We start from the raw sequence: 14,565 nt of genomic DNA, 5'->3' as shown, positions 1-14,565 counted from the left end.
TCCGAGACTCATAGGTTCCTGAGCAATTCGATCGCCTCGCGCAGCTTGGCGGCCGGCTTGGTTTGTTTGAGCCTCGGGAAACGACGACCTTCCAGCATGATGTAGTCGCCGTTGCGCTGGAGCATCAGGCGCTGGCCCTTGATCTCGATCGATTCGACCCCGCGCCCGGCACCGAGAAGCCGGAGGCGGGTGACGTCGAGAAGCTGGCGAGCCTCGTCGGGCAGGCGTCCGAAACGGTCGGCCCAGCGGGCGGAGAGCCGGTTGAGTTCCTCCTCGTCGAGGCACTCGGCCATTTCGCGGTAGGCGCTGACGCGCAGGCGGGTCTCCGTGAGCCAGCTGTGGGGCAGGTAGGCCGGGAGCATTTCCACATCGGCGGAGCCGCGCTGGAATTCGGCCTGGGAGAAGGCGATGAAATCACTGCGGAAGGCGGTGTCGACGGCACCGGTGGAATCCCGGCCCTGGAGCCGGTCGATCGATTGACGCAGGAGCTGGCAGTAGAGGCCGAAGCCGACCGCCGCGATCTGGCCGGACTGCTTGGTGCCGAGCAGGTTGCCGGCGCCGCGGATCTCGAGGTCGCGCATCGCGATCTTGAAGCCGGAGCCGAGCGCGGTGTACTGCTTGATCGCGTGGATGCGCTTGCGGGCGTCGCCCTGGGTGACCAGCTCGCGGGGCAGCAGCAGGATGGCGTAGGCCTGCTCGCCGGCGCGTCCGACCCGGCCGCGAAGCTGATAGAGGTCGGCCAGCCCGAAACGGTCGGCGCGATCGATGAGGATGGTGTTGGCGTTGGGGATGTCGATGCCGGTCTCGATGATGGTGGTCGCCAGCAGGATGTCGGCCTCGCCGCGGACGAAGGAGCGCATCACCACCTCCAGCTCGTCTTTCTCCATCTGGCCGTGGCCGACGAGGATGCGGGCCTCGGGGAGAAGTTCGGCGAGCTTGCGCCGCATCAGGTCGATCGACTTCACCCGGTTGTGGAGGAAGAAGACCTGGCCGTCGCGCCGGAGTTCGCGGCGGACGGCCTCGCGGATCAGGCGCTCGTCGTAGGGCGTGACCGTGGTGTGGACCGGGATCCGGTTCGGCGGCGGGGTGTCGATGGTCGACATGTCGCGCGCCCCCATCAGCGCCATGTAGAGCGTGCGGGGAATCGGCGTGGCGGAAAGGGTGAGCACGTCGATCTGCCGGAACAGGTCCTTGAAGCGTTCCTTGTGCTTCACGCCGAAGCGTTGCTCCTCATCGACCACGACCAGGCCGAGGTCCTTGAAGTGGATGTCGGCGGAAAGCAGGCGGTGGGTGCCGATGACGATGTCCACGGAGCCGTCGCCGACGCCGCGAATGGTCTCCCGCGATTCGGCGGGCGAGCGGAAGCGGTTGAGGAGGTCGATCCGGATCGGGTAGTCGCTCATCCGCTCGCGGAAGGTTCGCCAGTGCTGCTCGGCGAGGACGGTGGTCGGGCACAGCAGCGCCACCTGTTTGCCGCCGGTGACGGCCTTGAAGGCGGCGCGGATCGCGACCTCGGTCTTGCCGAAGCCGACATCACCGCAGATCAGCCGGTCCATGGCCCGCGGCGATTCCATGTCGCGCTTGGTTTCCTCGATCGCCCGGCGCTGGTCGGGGGTCTCGGTGAAATGGAAGGAGTTTTCAAACTCCCACATCCAGCGGCTGTCCGGTGGATGGGCGAAGCCCGCGGCCGCCTCCCGCTCGGCCTGGATGCGCAGCAGGCGGGCGGCGTAGTCCATGATCGCCGTTTCCGCCCCCTTGCGGGTGTTGCGCCAGCCGGTGCCCCCGAGCTTCGAGAGCTGGGGTGCCCGGCCGCCGATGCCGACGTAGCGGCTGACCAGGTGGCTCTGGTCGACCGGCACCGAGAGCAGGGCGCCATCGCGGTACTCGATGGTGATTTCCTCCTCGCCGTCGGGGATGCCGAGGAAACGACCGACACCATACTCGCTGTGCACGACCAGATCGCCTTCGGAGATTTCGTCGAGCGAGGCGCGGGCGCTGGTGACCCGGCGGGTGTCGCCGCGCGAGCCGCTGAGCATGCCCGGGGTTCGGTAGCGGCCGAAGATCTCGCTGGAGGAAAGCAGGGCGATCTTCGCGGCCGGAACCGTGAAGCTCTCCATCAGCTCGCCGCGGAGGAACTCCGGTGCGAATCCGAGATCGTCGGGAACCAGTTCCTCGAAGCGTTCCTGCTCGCCGCGATTGGAGAACACGATGCCGACCTTCCAATCCTCGCGGTGCCATTCGGCGAGTTGCTTGAAGAATCGCTCCCGAAGCGCATCCTCGAGCACGAAGTCCCCGGCCTCGAAGGCACCGAGGGGCTTGCTGAAGCAGGCGGTGGAGAAATCTTCCTCGGCCTCCGGATCCGCGGAGCCCTCGATGATGGCGAGATCATGGCGAACCGCGCTTTCCCCGAGCACGATCACCCGGTCATCCGGTCGCCGGTAGGCCTCGACCGTGCAATCGTTGTCGACCTCGCCGAGCAGGAGTTCGGCCTTGCCCAGCTTCCGAACCGAGGTCTGCGAGTCGATCTCGAATTCGCGGATCGACTCGATCTCGGTGTCGAAAAATTCGAGTCGCAGCGGGCAGCCGCTCTGCCACGGAAACACATCGAGGATGCCGCCTCTCACCGCGAACTGCCCGCGGTCCTGGACGAGGACGCATTTCTCGTAGCCTTGGTCGGAGAGGATGTCGGTGAGGGTCGCGGGGTCGTGCTGCTCGCCCGGACTCAGGATCAAGCGGCGCTGCCGCAGCTTGTCCGGATCCGGCGCGGGTGACGCGAAGACGCCCGGCGAGGCGAGCATCAGGAAATTTTCGGCGCGGGAGGCGCGGTTGAGCAGCTCGAGACGAGCCGCTTCGCCCTCCGGGTCGCCGAGTTCGGTCTCGCTGATCTCAAGCGACGGATCGGGCAGGATGGAGGCATTCATCCGCCACAGTGCAAGCTCCGCGGCGAGGCGCTCGCGGTGCTTGGGGGAGGGCACCAGCAACCAGGTCCGACCCCTCGGTTCGGCGTGGCGGACCAGGGCGATCAGCCACGCCTCGGCAGCAGGTTCGACGTGATCGAACACGATGGTGCCGTCGCCTTTGACCATTTGGTCCAGGCGTTTGCGGAACTCGGGAACCCCGGCCGCGCGGGCCAGCCAGAGATCCGTGGGACGCGCCGTCGCGGGCACGGCGGCACCTTGGGATGCCTGCGGCAAAAGGCAAGGGGGGATGGGATTGGTCTGAAAGTCGAAGGTCCGAAGGTCAAAAGTCCGAAGTGGCGAGCGGCGTGATTGGATCATCGACGGCTGAATTGGAGGACGTTCGACCTTGGGCCTTCAGGCCTTTGACGCTTTCCCTGCGGGCATCGTCGAGCCTGGGAAGCGCCTTGCGGGCGTTTCGGACGGACTTGGATTGAACAAACCCGCGCGATAAGGCGTCGGAATCCTTGCTTCCCCTCGGTGGGGAAGATGTTACGGTTTCCCAAATGAAGGCGCTGATCATCCCGGCCACCCTCCTGGTCGTGCTCTGTGGATCGCAGTGCACCAAGATGGGACCGGTCGCGGGTTACAGCGACGAGAGCGTGCCGGTGTGGGGCAGTCACCGGCAGACTCCGGTGGGGGTGACGAACCCCCAGAAGGTCTCCCAGGCAGCCAGCAGCCAGCAGGGCTCGGCGGCGTTGCTGCGCTCGGTGAACCTCAAGCAGGACATGGTTCCGCGCGGCACTCATGGGAGAAAGGTCGTCCGCCGGATGACGCCGCGCTACATCACCATCCACTCGACGCAGAACTACACGGCCGACGCCGAGCGCCACGCCCTCGCCCTCAAGCGCGGCGCCCTGCGCGCGCCGAAGCGCCGTGGCGGCAACCGCATCGGCTACCTGATCTGGCATTTCACGGTCGATGAGCACGCGGCCATCCAGCACATGCCGACCAACGAGCAGGGCGAGCACGCGGACTTCGACGGTCCGGGAAACCGCTACTCGATCGGCATCGAGATGTGCGAGGAGCGCGGATCGGACCTGAATACGACGATCAACCGGACCGCCCGTCTGACCGCCTACCTGATGCACCAGCACGGGATCCCGCTGAACCGCGTGGTGCCGCACTACCACTGGCCGCGTCGGGGCGTCAGCAAGCCGCACAAGAACTGCCCGCACTTCCTCCTCGATAACGGCCGCCCCGGGCGCAAGTGGCGCGCCTTTCAGTCGAAGGTGAACGGCTACTACAAGGCGGCCCAAGCCCAGCAAATGGCGAGTCGCTGATGAGTCACGGTACGCCTTCAAATCGGGACGTCCTCCTTGATCCCGATACATGGTACGTCTGCCAGCGCTGCACCGCGTGCTGCCGCTGGCCCGGCGACGTGCGGATCGAGGACGAGGAAATCCAACGCATGGCGGACTTTCTCGGCATGAGTGAAGCGCAGTTCCTCAAGCGCTACACCCGCCTGCGGAGCAACCGGCAGGGCCTGTCCTTGATCGAGCGCGAGGACCATTCCTGTATCATGCTCAAGGACGGCGGCTGCCGCATCCACGAAGTGAAGCCAAAACAGTGCGCCGGATTTCCGAACTACTGGAACTTTCCCGGTTGGAGAAAGCTCTGCGAGGCCGCGCCAATCCCGATGGACGAAGCGGAGCGGTTGGGTTTGGTCAAAGGCGGTTAGATGGGCTTGGCCGGTGGTCTTGCTGTTCCGCCTGGCCCGAATGGCACTTCTTCACGCTGGTGCCCCGGTCTGAAGGTCGAAGGTCTGAAAGTCCAAAGTCAGAATCCATCACGCGTAAGGAATGCTCGCAAACTTTTGAACCAGAGGACTTTTGACATTGGACCTTCAGACCTTCGATCGCCTGGCTCTCACCTGGGTAATCCAAGTCCCTGGTTCAGCATCGCGAGGTCGCCCCACTGAAGGGCGTTTGAGAGGGTGTCGTTGAGGTAGGCCTTGGCGGCGGCAACGGCTTCTGTCATCGATTGGCCCCGGGCCAGACCGGCCGTGATAGCGGCCGACAGGGTGCAACCGGTGCCGTGGGTGGCGGGGGTGTCGATCCTCGGGCTGCGGAACCATTGCCCCTTGCCATCGTGGTGAAGGAAGTCACCGCATTCATCGCCGGGGAGGTGGCCGCCCTTGAGGAGCACGCCGGTGTCGAAGCGGTCGGCGAGTCGCTCGGCCGCCGCCTCGATTTCGGACTCGGAGGAAAGGGGATTACCGTCGAGTTCAGACGCCTCGTCGAGGTTGGGCGTGATCAGGTCGGCGAGGGGCAGGAGCCGGGTGTGGTAGGCGTCGATGGCGTCCTTCTGCAGCAGGGGGTCGCCGGTGGAGGCGATCATGACGGGATCGACGACGAGCTGGATCGCGGGGTGGCGGGTGAGGATCTCGGCGACGGCCACGACGTGGGGCTTGGAGAAGAGCATGCCGGTCTTGATCGCGGCGACCGGGTAGCTCTCGAGCAGGATCTCGATCTGGTCCTGGAGCATGGCGGGTGGGACGGCTTCGATGGAGCGCACCTCGTTCGGGGTCTCCGCCACGATGCAGGTGGCGGCGGTGAGGCCGTGGACGCCGAAGTGCTGGAAGGTCTTGAGGTCGGCCTGGAGTCCGGCGCCGGCGGAGCAGTCGGAGCCGGCGATGGTGAGGGCGACGGGCGGGGAGTGCATGGGGAGAGGGAACCGTAATCACGCCGAGACGCAAAGGAATCTGCTTTGAGTTTGGCAAAAGGTCGGCGCTGTCGTGAGACTGCCGGGGATGGACGAACTCAAGGAGCTGCGCGTCACGGTGGACGACGTGATCTACATGCCGACGCTGGATGCGCCGGAGGAGAAGCCGCATCCCTTCGTCTATTTCATCTCGATTCACAATGAGTCGACCGAGACGGTGACGATCAAGGGCCGCAAGTGGGTGGTGCAGGAAGGCGAGGAGATGACCGTGGTCGAGGGCGACGGGGTGGTCGGGCAGACCCCGACGATCGAGCCCGGGGCGCATTTTTCCTACAACAGCTACCACGTGACGGCTGCGGATGCGGTGGTCGAAGGCGCGTTTTTCGGCCGGACGGGAGATGGACGCTGGGTCTTCGCCCGGATTCCCGAGTTTCGTCTCGAGGTGCCGGGGTGGGTTTAGGAGCCGGGAGCGAGGAGTGAGGAGCCGGGAGCGAGGAGCCAGGAGTGACGAGCGAAGACTGAAGGCGAAGAGCCGGGAACTGGAATCCGGAAATGGCCCGCAGGGCCATGAGAACAAAGCCAAGGGCAAGGCCCTTGGTTGCGGACGATGAAAGGGTGATGCGGCCCCAAGGGTCGCGAGAAGCCTTCTTGCGACCTTTCAGGCCGCGGGATTGTGGGGTGGCTGTCCCATCCTGGGGCCGTTGGCACCAGGCTTTGTTCTCTCGACCCTTCGGGCCGGTCAGTCCTGCTCCCCGAGTCGCATCATTCCATCCGCTGTGAGGAGGTGGGTCATCGGAATGTCGTGGCTTTCGGTCGGAACGCGATCGACGAGCTGCTCGATGAGAGCGACGCCGATGCGGGGGACGCCGGGGCGCAGGCGGGCCAGCACCCGGTCGTAGTAGCCCCGTCCGCGACCGAGTCGGGAACCGTCTCGACCGAAGCCGAGGCCCGGGACGAGCACCAGATCGATGTCCTCGATCACCATCTCGGGGAGGTCCGCCCGCGGGGTGCGGATGCCGTAGGTGCCGGCTTCGAGTTCGCCGAGCCTGCTGACGTGATGGAAGTGGAGGTGGTCGCCGTCGATCCGCGGAAAATGCCATTGGTGGCGCGAAGCCTCGACCAGCGGAGTGAGATCGGGCTCGCCGGGCATTGCGGCGAATGAGGCGATACGCGAGTCCGGCAGGGTTTCGAGGTGGGCCGAGAGGTGACGGCGGATCGAGGCCGACTGCGCCTCGATGGTGTCGAGCCCCTGCAGACGGCCGCGAAGGAAGCTGCGCCAGCTTGTCTTGTCGTTGTTGCCGGGTGGAGTTGCCGCTTGCATTCAGACCTTTGCGGAGGGAGAGATAGCCCTCGTGTTTCGGATCGGACAAGCGGCGATTGGTCTCTTGATGGCCTGGCCCTGCGGCATCGCCGCCGAGAAGGCGCCGTTCGTGTGGATCGAGCCCCGGGTGGGCGCCGGCGTGTTTTCCGATGATCTCGGAATGCTCGACCGCGAGCGCGAGGAGTATGCCAACAACCTGGCGATCCACGCGGTCAACGAGGTTGCCAAGGCCAAGGCGTCGGCCGCATCGCTCGAGGTCGCCCGGCGCCATCTGGCGCTCTCGCTGCATCTGGCCCCGCGGAACCGGCGGGCCCTGGTCGCAAATTATCAGTTGTCGCGCGGAGTCGTGCCCCAGCCGATCGAGGGTGAATACAGCTCCGAGGTGCTGGCGCGACTCTTGTTCACCCGGGCCGAGGTGCTCAAGCAGCAGGGTGGGGCGGAGAACGTCCTGCTGGCCCGGTTCTTCATCGACCTCTCGGCCGAACTCGATCCGCACAACGAGGATGCGGTGTATGCCAGCGAGTTGCAGCGCCTCGACCACGGCCGTCTCGACTGGAAACTGCTGACCGACGTCAAGGATCCCCGGAAGAAGGACTCGCCCGCCAGCGGCGAGTTGCCTTGAGGACGAAGCGCATGCTTGCCAGTCCCGCCGCCGCTTCTAGGCTTCGCGCACGATGAAAGTCTGGTTGGACGGAAAGCTGGTCGACGAGTCCGAGGCGAGGATCTCGGTGTTCGACCACGGCCTGCTGTATGGTGACGGTGTTTTTGAAGGGCTGCGATTCTACAGCGGCCGGGTATTCCGGCTCGAGGAGCACGTGAAGCGCTTGTTCGACTCGGCACGCGCGATCCTGCTGGAGATGCCATGGAGTGCCGGGGAGGTCATCGACTACGTGCTGGAAACGATTCGCGCGAACCAACTCGAGGACGGCTACGTGAGGCTGGTGGTGACCCGCGGGAGCGGGAGCCTGGGGTTGAATCCCCTCCTTTGCAAGACGCCGAGCATGTTCATCATCGCCTCGACGATCTCTCTCTACCCGGAGGAGTGCTACCGCGACGGCATGGCGGTGGCGACCTGCTCGACCCGGCGACCGTCGCCCGCCGCCCTGATGCCCCAGGTCAAGTCGCTCAACTACCTGAACAACATCATGGCCAAGGTCGAAGCGCTCCAGGCCGGGGCGATGGAGGGCGTGATGCTCAACGAGCAGGGCTACGTCGCCGAATGCACCGGTGACAACCTGTTCGTGGTCAGGGGTGGCGAACTCCGGACCCCGCCGGTCTCGGATGGGGCGCTCGATGGCATCACCCGTCAGGTGATCCTCGATCTCGCCCGCAGGGAGGGACTTCCCGTGAGCGAGCGTTCGGTGACCCGCTATGACATCTACACGGCCGACGAGTGCTTCCTCACCGGCTCCGCCGCCGAGGTGATTCCGGTGAAGACCCTGGACGGCCGGCGGATCGGCGAAGGCTGCCCGGGACCCGTGACGGCCCGCCTGATCAAGGCATTCCACGAGGAGACCCGCAGCACCGGGACGCCGATCGGCTGATTTTTCGGCATGTGACGTGCTTTTCCTTTCGCAATCGTGTGGCCCCGATTTAGCTTGGAGTCGTTCATGGATTGCGACAAATGCGGCAAGCCTGCGAAGGTTCACCTCACCCAATTGGTCGGTGGCAAGGTCAAGAAGGTGGTCCTTTGCAACGAGTGCGCGGCGGAAACCGGGGTGACCGACCCGACCGGCTTCGCGCTGGCCGACCTGCTGCTCGGCGGTGGCGGGGAGCATGGGGTCGCGACGGCGATCCCAAGGCCGCCGGGGCAGGGCCGCGCCTGCCCGGAATGCGGCTTCACGCTCGATGACCTCAAGCGCATCCGCCGCTTCGGCTGCGGTGCGTGCTACGAGGCGTTTCGCGATCAGGTCAAGGACATGATCCGCGGCATGCACAAGGGAGCTTCGCATTGCGGCAAGGTGCCTGATGGATTGATGGAGATGCGCCAGCGCAAGCTGCGACTCGGGGAGCTGCAGGAGCGTCTGGACCAGGCGGTGACGGCCGAGAACTACGAGGAGGCTGCCGGGCTGCGCGACGAGATCCGGCAGATCGAGGAATCGATGGCCAATTCGGAGACGCCCTCATGATGAGGTTTTCCACATTGCTGAAGCACCCGGCCGATTGGATGACCGGGAAGGGTGCCGACAACGCGGTCGTGCTGACCTCGCGCATCCGGCTCGCGCGCAACCTCGCCGGCGTTCCCTTTCCCGGCTGGGCCAGAAAGGAACAGCGACAGCAGGTGCTTGAGGAGCTCCGCCCGACCATCGAGGGGCTCTCCTGCATGCGCGACGGATTTTCGAAGACGCTCGACTCGCTGAGTTCCGTGCAGAAGCAGGTGATGGTCGAGCGCCACCTGATCAGTCGCGAGCACGCCGCGCGCGGCGAGGGCAGCGCCGCGATCATCGAGCGCCGCCAGGAGGTGGCGGTGATGCTCAACGAGGAGGACCACCTGCGCATGCAGGCGATCCGCCCCGGACTCGATCTGTCCTCGGCCTACGAGATGCTCGATGCCTTCGACAATGAAGTCGCGGAAGCCGTCGAGTATGCCTTCGACCCGGAGCTCGGGTATCTGACGACCTGCCCGACCAACCTCGGAACCGGCCTGCGGGCTTCGGCGATGCTCCATCTGCCGGCCCTGGTCATCAGCGACCAGATCGGCCAGGTGCTTCAGGCCGTCGGCAAGATCGGCCTCGCGGTGCGTGGGATTTTCGGCGAGGGCACCGAATCGCTCGGCAACCTTTTCCAGATCTCGAATCAATCCACCCTCGGAGAAAGCGAGGCGACCATCCTGCGGCGGCTCGAACGGGTCATTGCCCAGGTCGCGAAGCACGAGCGCAACGCCCGGGAGAAACTCCTCGAGGACGATCCGGACATGGTCTGTGACAAGGTCGGCCGGGCCTACGGGGTTTTACGGCATGCGTGGATCATCGAATCGAAGGAGGCGCTCAACCATCTCTCGCTGATCCGGCTCGGGGGCGATCTCGGATTTTTCCCCGAGGAATCGGTCCTGATGTGCGATGAATTGCTGATGGAAATCCAGCCGGCGCACCTTCAGATCCAGAACGGGAAGAAGCTCGGAGCGGAGGAAAGGGACGGGATCCGTGCCGAAATCATCCGCTCCCGGTTGCAAACCCTCGAAGCCCCTGATATTCATACAATCAAGAAACAGGAGGGTGATGACGACTCTCCCGACCTCGGAATCGCATGAACAATTTCACTCCCAGAGCGCAGCAGGTTCTCGCCCTCGCCCGCAAGGAAGCGGATCGCTTCAACCACAGCTACGTCGGCACCGAGCACCTGCTGCTCGGCCTGATCAAGCTGGGGCAAGGCGTGGCGGTCAACGTGCTCGAACGCATGGGCCTCGATCTGGAAACCGTTCGCATGGAGGTCGAGAAGGAAGTCGGCACCGGCAACGGCCAGAAGGTTTCCGGCAGCATCCCCTACACCCCTCGGGTGAAGAAGGTGCTGGCTCTCGCCAACAAGGAGGCCAAGGCGCTGAACCACAGCTACGTCGGCACCGAGCACATCCTGCTCGGCCTGCTGCGCGAAGGTGAGGGCGTCGCCGCCCGGGTGCTGCGTCGCATGGAGGTCGACATCCAGCGCACCCGCAACGAGATCCTCGCCGAGATCGATCCGAACTTCAGCCCCGACGGGGACGAGGACGATGATGACGATCTGGATGTCTTCGACGACGACGGCATCGAGGGCGACGTCGGTGGCGGCGGCCCCGAGGGCAAGACCAAGACGCCCGCGCTCAAGGCCTTCGGTCGCGACCTGACCAAGATGGCTTCCGATGACGAACTCGATCCGGTGATCGGACGGGAAGGCGAGATCGAGCGGGTGATCCAGATTCTTTGCCGCCGGACCAAGAACAATCCCGTGCTCATCGGCGAGGCCGGCGTCGGCAAGACGGCCATCGTCGAGGGCCTGGCCCAGGAAATCGCCAACGGCAACGTGCCGGAACTGCTGCGCGACAAGCGGGTGGTGACCCTTGACCTCGCGTTGATGGTGGCCGGGACCAAGTACCGTGGCCAGTTCGAGGAACGGATCAAGGCGGTGATGGACGAAATCAAGAAGGTGAAGAACGTGATTCTCTTCATCGACGAGCTCCACACCATCGTCGGAGCCGGTTCCGCCGAGGGCGCGATGGATGCCTCGAACATCATCAAGCCGGCGCTCTCCCGCGCGGAGTTGCAGGTCGTCGGTGCCACCACGCTCAACGAGTACCGCAAGTACATCGAGAAGGACGCCGCGCTTGAGCGGCGCTTCCAGCAGGTCAAGGTCGAGGAGCCTTCGATTGAGGACGCGATCGAGATCATGAAGGGGCTCCAGGACAAGTATGAGAGCCACCACAAGGCCGAGTTCTCTCCGGAAGCCGTCGAGGCATCGGTGCGCCTGACCTCCCGCTACCTGACCGGCCGCTACCTTCCGGACAAGGCGATCGACGTGCTCGACGAGGCCGGGGCCCGCGCCCGCATCGGGCAGATGACCCGCCCGCCCTCGATCAAGGAGTTCGAGCAGAAGATCGAGGAGATCAACCGCGAGAAGATTGCCGCGATCGGCGAGCAGGATTTCGAAAAGGCCGCCGCGTTGCGCGACCAGGAAAAGACCGCGAAGAAGGAACTCGAGGAGACCATCAACGAGTGGCGCTCGAATTCCGAGGAGACCGTCGTCAACGTCGGCGAAGACGAGATCATGGCGGTCGTGTCGAAGTGGACCGGTGTGCCGCTCCAGCGGATGGAGGAGAAGGAAGCTGCGAAGCTGCTCAAGATGGAGGACGAGCTGAAGGGACGGGTGATCGGCCAGGACGAGGCGGTGATCGCCATCTCCAAGGCCCTGCGCCGCTCGCGGGCCGACCTCAAGGATCCGCGCCGGCCGATCGGCTCGTTCCTGTTCCTCGGGCCGACGGGTGTCGGCAAGACCTACCTCGCCCGCAATCTCGCCGAGTTCATGTTCGGCGATCCCGAGTCGCTGATCCAGATCGACATGTCGGAGTATATGGAGAAGTTCACTTCGAGTCGCCTGATCGGGTCGCCTCCCGGCTACGTCGGGTATGAGGAGGGTGGACAACTTTCCGAGGCCGTCCGCCGTCGGCCGTATTCGGTGGTGCTTTTCGACGAAATCGAAAAGGCCCACCCGGATGTGATGAACCTTCTGCTCCAGATTCTGGAAGAGGGGATGATTACCGACTCACTCGGTCGCAAGATCGACTTTCGCAACACGATCATCATCATGACCTCCAATGTCGGGGCCACGACGGTGAAGCGCCAGACTTCGCTCGGCTTCGGTGCGATGGCCGAGGATGAAGCCGACTTCGAGGGGATGAAGGAGAAGATCATGGAAGAAGCGAAGAAGCACTATCGCCCCGAGTTCCTGAACCGCCTCGACGATCTCGTCGTCTTCCACATGCTCGAGAAGAAGGATCTCGACCAAATCATCGACCTCGAGGTCAACAAGCTCTCCGATCGCCTGCTTGAGAAGGAGATCACCATGGCGCTCGACAGCACCGCGCGGGACCTGCTCGTCGGGAAGGGCTACGATCCCGACTACGGGGCACGTCCGATGCGTCGCGCGGTGGAGAAATACCTCGAGGACCCGTTGGCCGAAGCGCTCCTGCGTGGCGACGTGAAGGCCGGCGATTCCGTGCGGGTGGTCTGTGCCGAGGGCGCCGAGGAACTCACCTTCGAGCCCGTCGAAGCCAAGCCGGAACCCGACGAGGCCGGGGTCTGATCGCCGAAGTTGGATTTGGCATGCGCGACCGGGCCGGCGGTGAGCAAGGGTCTTTGGAGGCCCGGAAGATCATTCTCTGCCTGCAAGGCGGGCCACGCTAGTGTAGCCCGTCCAACAGATTGGTAGTTTTGGGAACCGCAGATTAAGGGGATTTCGCAGATTTTAAGAGTCCAGAAAATCTGCGTAATCCGTTCAATCCCCTGAATCCGCGGTATTCGGCACGATTCAGCCTTGGCAGATAATCGCTCGTCTGTAAGGCGGCCTACACTAGCGCTTGCGGCGTCGGGTGGTGACGGGGCCGTTCCGGCCGCTGTAGTCGGACCACTCGGGGTGGATCTTCGGGCTGCTCCCGGTCTTGACCGGTGGGTTGGCTTTGTCCGGCATCAGGAGGTCTTCCCGGGTCATGCGGTGCCACTCGGAAACCATCCTTTCCAAGCGCTCCGGTTCATCGGCAGCAAGGTCGTTCAGTTCGGTCGGATCCTTGGCGAGATTGTAGAGTTCCCATGGCCCACTGCGGAAGGAAACGAGCTTCCAGTCGCCGTCGCGGAGGCCCCGGTCGGAGGCAAAAAGGAAGTGAATGGGCGGTCGTTCGGGAAGGCTCTTCCCGGCGAGCACCGGGGCGAGCGAAACCCCGGCGAGGGGCGTGGGTTCGCGACCGGGAAAGTCATCGGGAATCTCGGCCTGCCCGAGTTCCGCCAGTGTCGGCAGGATGTCAACCAGGTGCGCCGGGGTGGCATCGATCGAGCCGGGCTTCGCCTTCAATCCGGCGGGCCAGTGGACGATCGCGGGAGTGGCGACGCCGCCCTCGAACTGGTTCTGCTTGTAGAAACGGAAGGGTGCGTTGCGGGCCCATGCCCAGCCGGTGCTGTCCGACCAGCGGGTTGCCCCGGGCTCGTAAGGGGCCTTGTCCATGCCCTTGCTATGTCGGTCGTAGGGGCAGGCCCCGTTGTCGCTGAAGAAGATGATCACTGTGTTGTCGAGCTCGCCGGAGGCATCGAGATCGGTGACCAGTCGGCCGAGTTCCTGGTCGACCCGGTCGATGAGCGCCGCGTAGCCCGCCATCCGGCGGCTTTCCCACCCGCGGATCTCGGCGTTGACCGAGTCCCAGGCGGGCAGGTGACCGGGGCGGGGTGAGGGCTGGGTGCCCGGTGCCAACAAGCCGAGCTCTCGTTGCCGGGCGATGCGCTGGTCGCGGATGGCATCCCAGCCGACCTGGTAGCGATCGCGGTATTTCCGGTAGTCTTCCTCGAGGGGTTGGATCGGGGCGTGCGGGGCGTTGAAGGCGAGATAGAGGAACCACGGTTTTCCGGTCTCACGGGCTTCCTTGAGAAACCCGAGGGCGAAGTCGACCTTGGCGGTGGTGGTGTAGAAATCCTCGGCGGGAACCTTCCACGGCTTGCCGTTCAGGCGGAAGGTCTTGTCGCCCAGGAAGTAGTCGGTCGCTCCCGAGAGGTGGCCGAAGTAGCGGTCGAAGCCGAAGTCGGTCGGTTCCTTGGAAAGGTGCCACTTGCCGGTCATCATGGTGAAGTAGCCGGCCGGGCGCAGGACTTCGGGGAGCGTCACCGCCCGGTTCATCTTCTCGTCACCGGCCTGGCGGCACCAGCGACCGGTGAGGAGTGAGACCCGCGAGGAGTGGCACTTGGCGGTGTTGTAAAAGTTGGAGAATCGCAGGCCGTTCCGTGCGAGTCGGTCGAGCACCGGGGTGTCGATCTCCGATCCGTAGCATCCGAGATCGGAGTAGCCGAGGTCGTCGGTCAGGATGACCAGGAAATTCGGGCGGGGCTCCGCCGTGGCGACCGGCAGAAAAAGGATCGCCAGAACGAGGGCGAGGGGCATCGGGAGTCGATTCAT

General features: G+C 64.7%; 12 protein-coding genes. 8 read left to right on the top strand and 4 right to left on the bottom strand.

Features of this window, described 5'->3' with window-relative positions; translation table 11 throughout:
* Positions 1 to 8: 8 nt before the first annotated feature.
* On the bottom strand, positions 9 to 3,167 hold the full coding sequence (gene mfd, locus ACG2LG_RS05580; RefSeq protein WP_396257081.1) for a transcription-repair coupling factor: 3,159 nt from the start codon (positions 3,165 to 3,167) through the stop codon (positions 9 to 11).
* A 296-nt stretch (positions 3,168 to 3,463) separates the two neighbouring features.
* Here mfd and ACG2LG_RS05575 point away from each other — a divergent pair, with 296 nt between their 5' ends.
* Both ACG2LG_RS05575 and ACG2LG_RS05570 read left to right on the top strand, forming a co-directional pair.
* Positions 3,464 to 4,240: an N-acetylmuramoyl-L-alanine amidase family protein gene (locus ACG2LG_RS05575; protein ID WP_396257080.1), complete on the top strand. Its 777-nt coding sequence runs from the start codon at positions 3,464 to 3,466 to the stop codon at positions 4,238 to 4,240.
* Positions 4,240 to 4,638: a YkgJ family cysteine cluster protein gene (locus ACG2LG_RS05570; protein WP_396257079.1), complete on the top strand. Its 399-nt coding sequence runs from the start codon at positions 4,240 to 4,242 to the stop codon at positions 4,636 to 4,638. The genes ACG2LG_RS05575 and ACG2LG_RS05570 overlap by 1 nt, the downstream gene beginning before the upstream one ends.
* A gap of 188 nt (positions 4,639 to 4,826) precedes the next feature.
* Here the strand turns inward: ACG2LG_RS05570 and thiD are convergent, their stop codons facing one another.
* Complete coding sequence (gene thiD, locus ACG2LG_RS05565; protein WP_396257077.1) at positions 4,827 to 5,621, bottom strand: bifunctional hydroxymethylpyrimidine kinase/phosphomethylpyrimidine kinase; 795 nt, start codon at positions 5,619 to 5,621, stop codon at positions 4,827 to 4,829.
* 73 nt (positions 5,622 to 5,694) lie between these two features.
* On the opposite strand from thiD, the gene ACG2LG_RS05560 reads away from it, so the two are divergent.
* Complete coding sequence (locus tag ACG2LG_RS05560; protein WP_396257075.1) at positions 5,695 to 6,081, top strand: Co(2+)/Mg(2+) efflux protein ApaG; 387 nt, start codon at positions 5,695 to 5,697, stop codon at positions 6,079 to 6,081.
* Between the two features lie 279 nt (positions 6,082 to 6,360).
* Here ACG2LG_RS05560 and ACG2LG_RS05555 read toward each other — a convergent pair whose 3' ends face one another.
* Entirely contained in the window at positions 6,361 to 6,942 is a 582-nt protein-coding gene (locus ACG2LG_RS05555; RefSeq protein WP_396257074.1) for a 5-formyltetrahydrofolate cyclo-ligase, read from the bottom strand.
* 67 nt (positions 6,943 to 7,009) lie between these two features.
* Between ACG2LG_RS05555 and ACG2LG_RS05550 the strand changes: the two genes are divergently transcribed.
* From ACG2LG_RS05550 to ACG2LG_RS05530, 5 genes are all read left to right on the top strand, one after another.
* Positions 7,010 to 7,564, top strand: a complete 555-nt coding sequence (locus ACG2LG_RS05550) for a hypothetical protein (RefSeq protein ID WP_396257072.1) — start codon at positions 7,010 to 7,012, stop codon at positions 7,562 to 7,564.
* Between the two features lie 52 nt (positions 7,565 to 7,616).
* Positions 7,617 to 8,486, top strand: coding sequence for a branched-chain-amino-acid transaminase (gene ilvE / locus ACG2LG_RS05545; protein ID WP_396257070.1), 870 nt, complete (start codon positions 7,617 to 7,619; stop codon positions 8,484 to 8,486).
* 66 nt (positions 8,487 to 8,552) lie between these two features.
* On the top strand, positions 8,553 to 9,071 hold the full coding sequence (locus tag ACG2LG_RS05540) for a UvrB/UvrC motif-containing protein (RefSeq protein ID WP_396257068.1): 519 nt from the start codon (positions 8,553 to 8,555) through the stop codon (positions 9,069 to 9,071).
* Positions 9,068 to 10,192: a protein arginine kinase gene (locus ACG2LG_RS05535; RefSeq protein WP_396257066.1), complete on the top strand. Its 1,125-nt coding sequence runs from the start codon at positions 9,068 to 9,070 to the stop codon at positions 10,190 to 10,192. Before ACG2LG_RS05540 ends, ACG2LG_RS05535 begins: the two co-directional genes overlap by 4 nt.
* Entirely contained in the window at positions 10,189 to 12,714 is a 2,526-nt protein-coding gene (locus ACG2LG_RS05530; protein ID WP_396257064.1) for an ATP-dependent Clp protease ATP-binding subunit, read from the top strand. The genes ACG2LG_RS05535 and ACG2LG_RS05530 overlap by 4 nt, the downstream gene beginning before the upstream one ends.
* A 267-nt stretch (positions 12,715 to 12,981) precedes the next feature.
* Here the strand turns inward: ACG2LG_RS05530 and ACG2LG_RS05525 are convergent, their stop codons facing one another.
* A complete protein-coding gene (locus ACG2LG_RS05525; RefSeq protein WP_396257062.1) occupies positions 12,982 to 14,565 on the bottom strand; it encodes an arylsulfatase in 1,584 nt (527 codons plus the stop codon).

It is taken from the genome of Haloferula sp. A504 (genome assembly GCF_044385805.1).
In the GTDB taxonomy this organism is placed as follows: Bacteria; Verrucomicrobiota; Verrucomicrobiia; order Verrucomicrobiales; family Akkermansiaceae; genus Haloferula.
The sequence above is the reverse complement of the archived record's forward strand: the minus strand, read 5'-3'. Positions and strand labels throughout refer to the sequence as shown.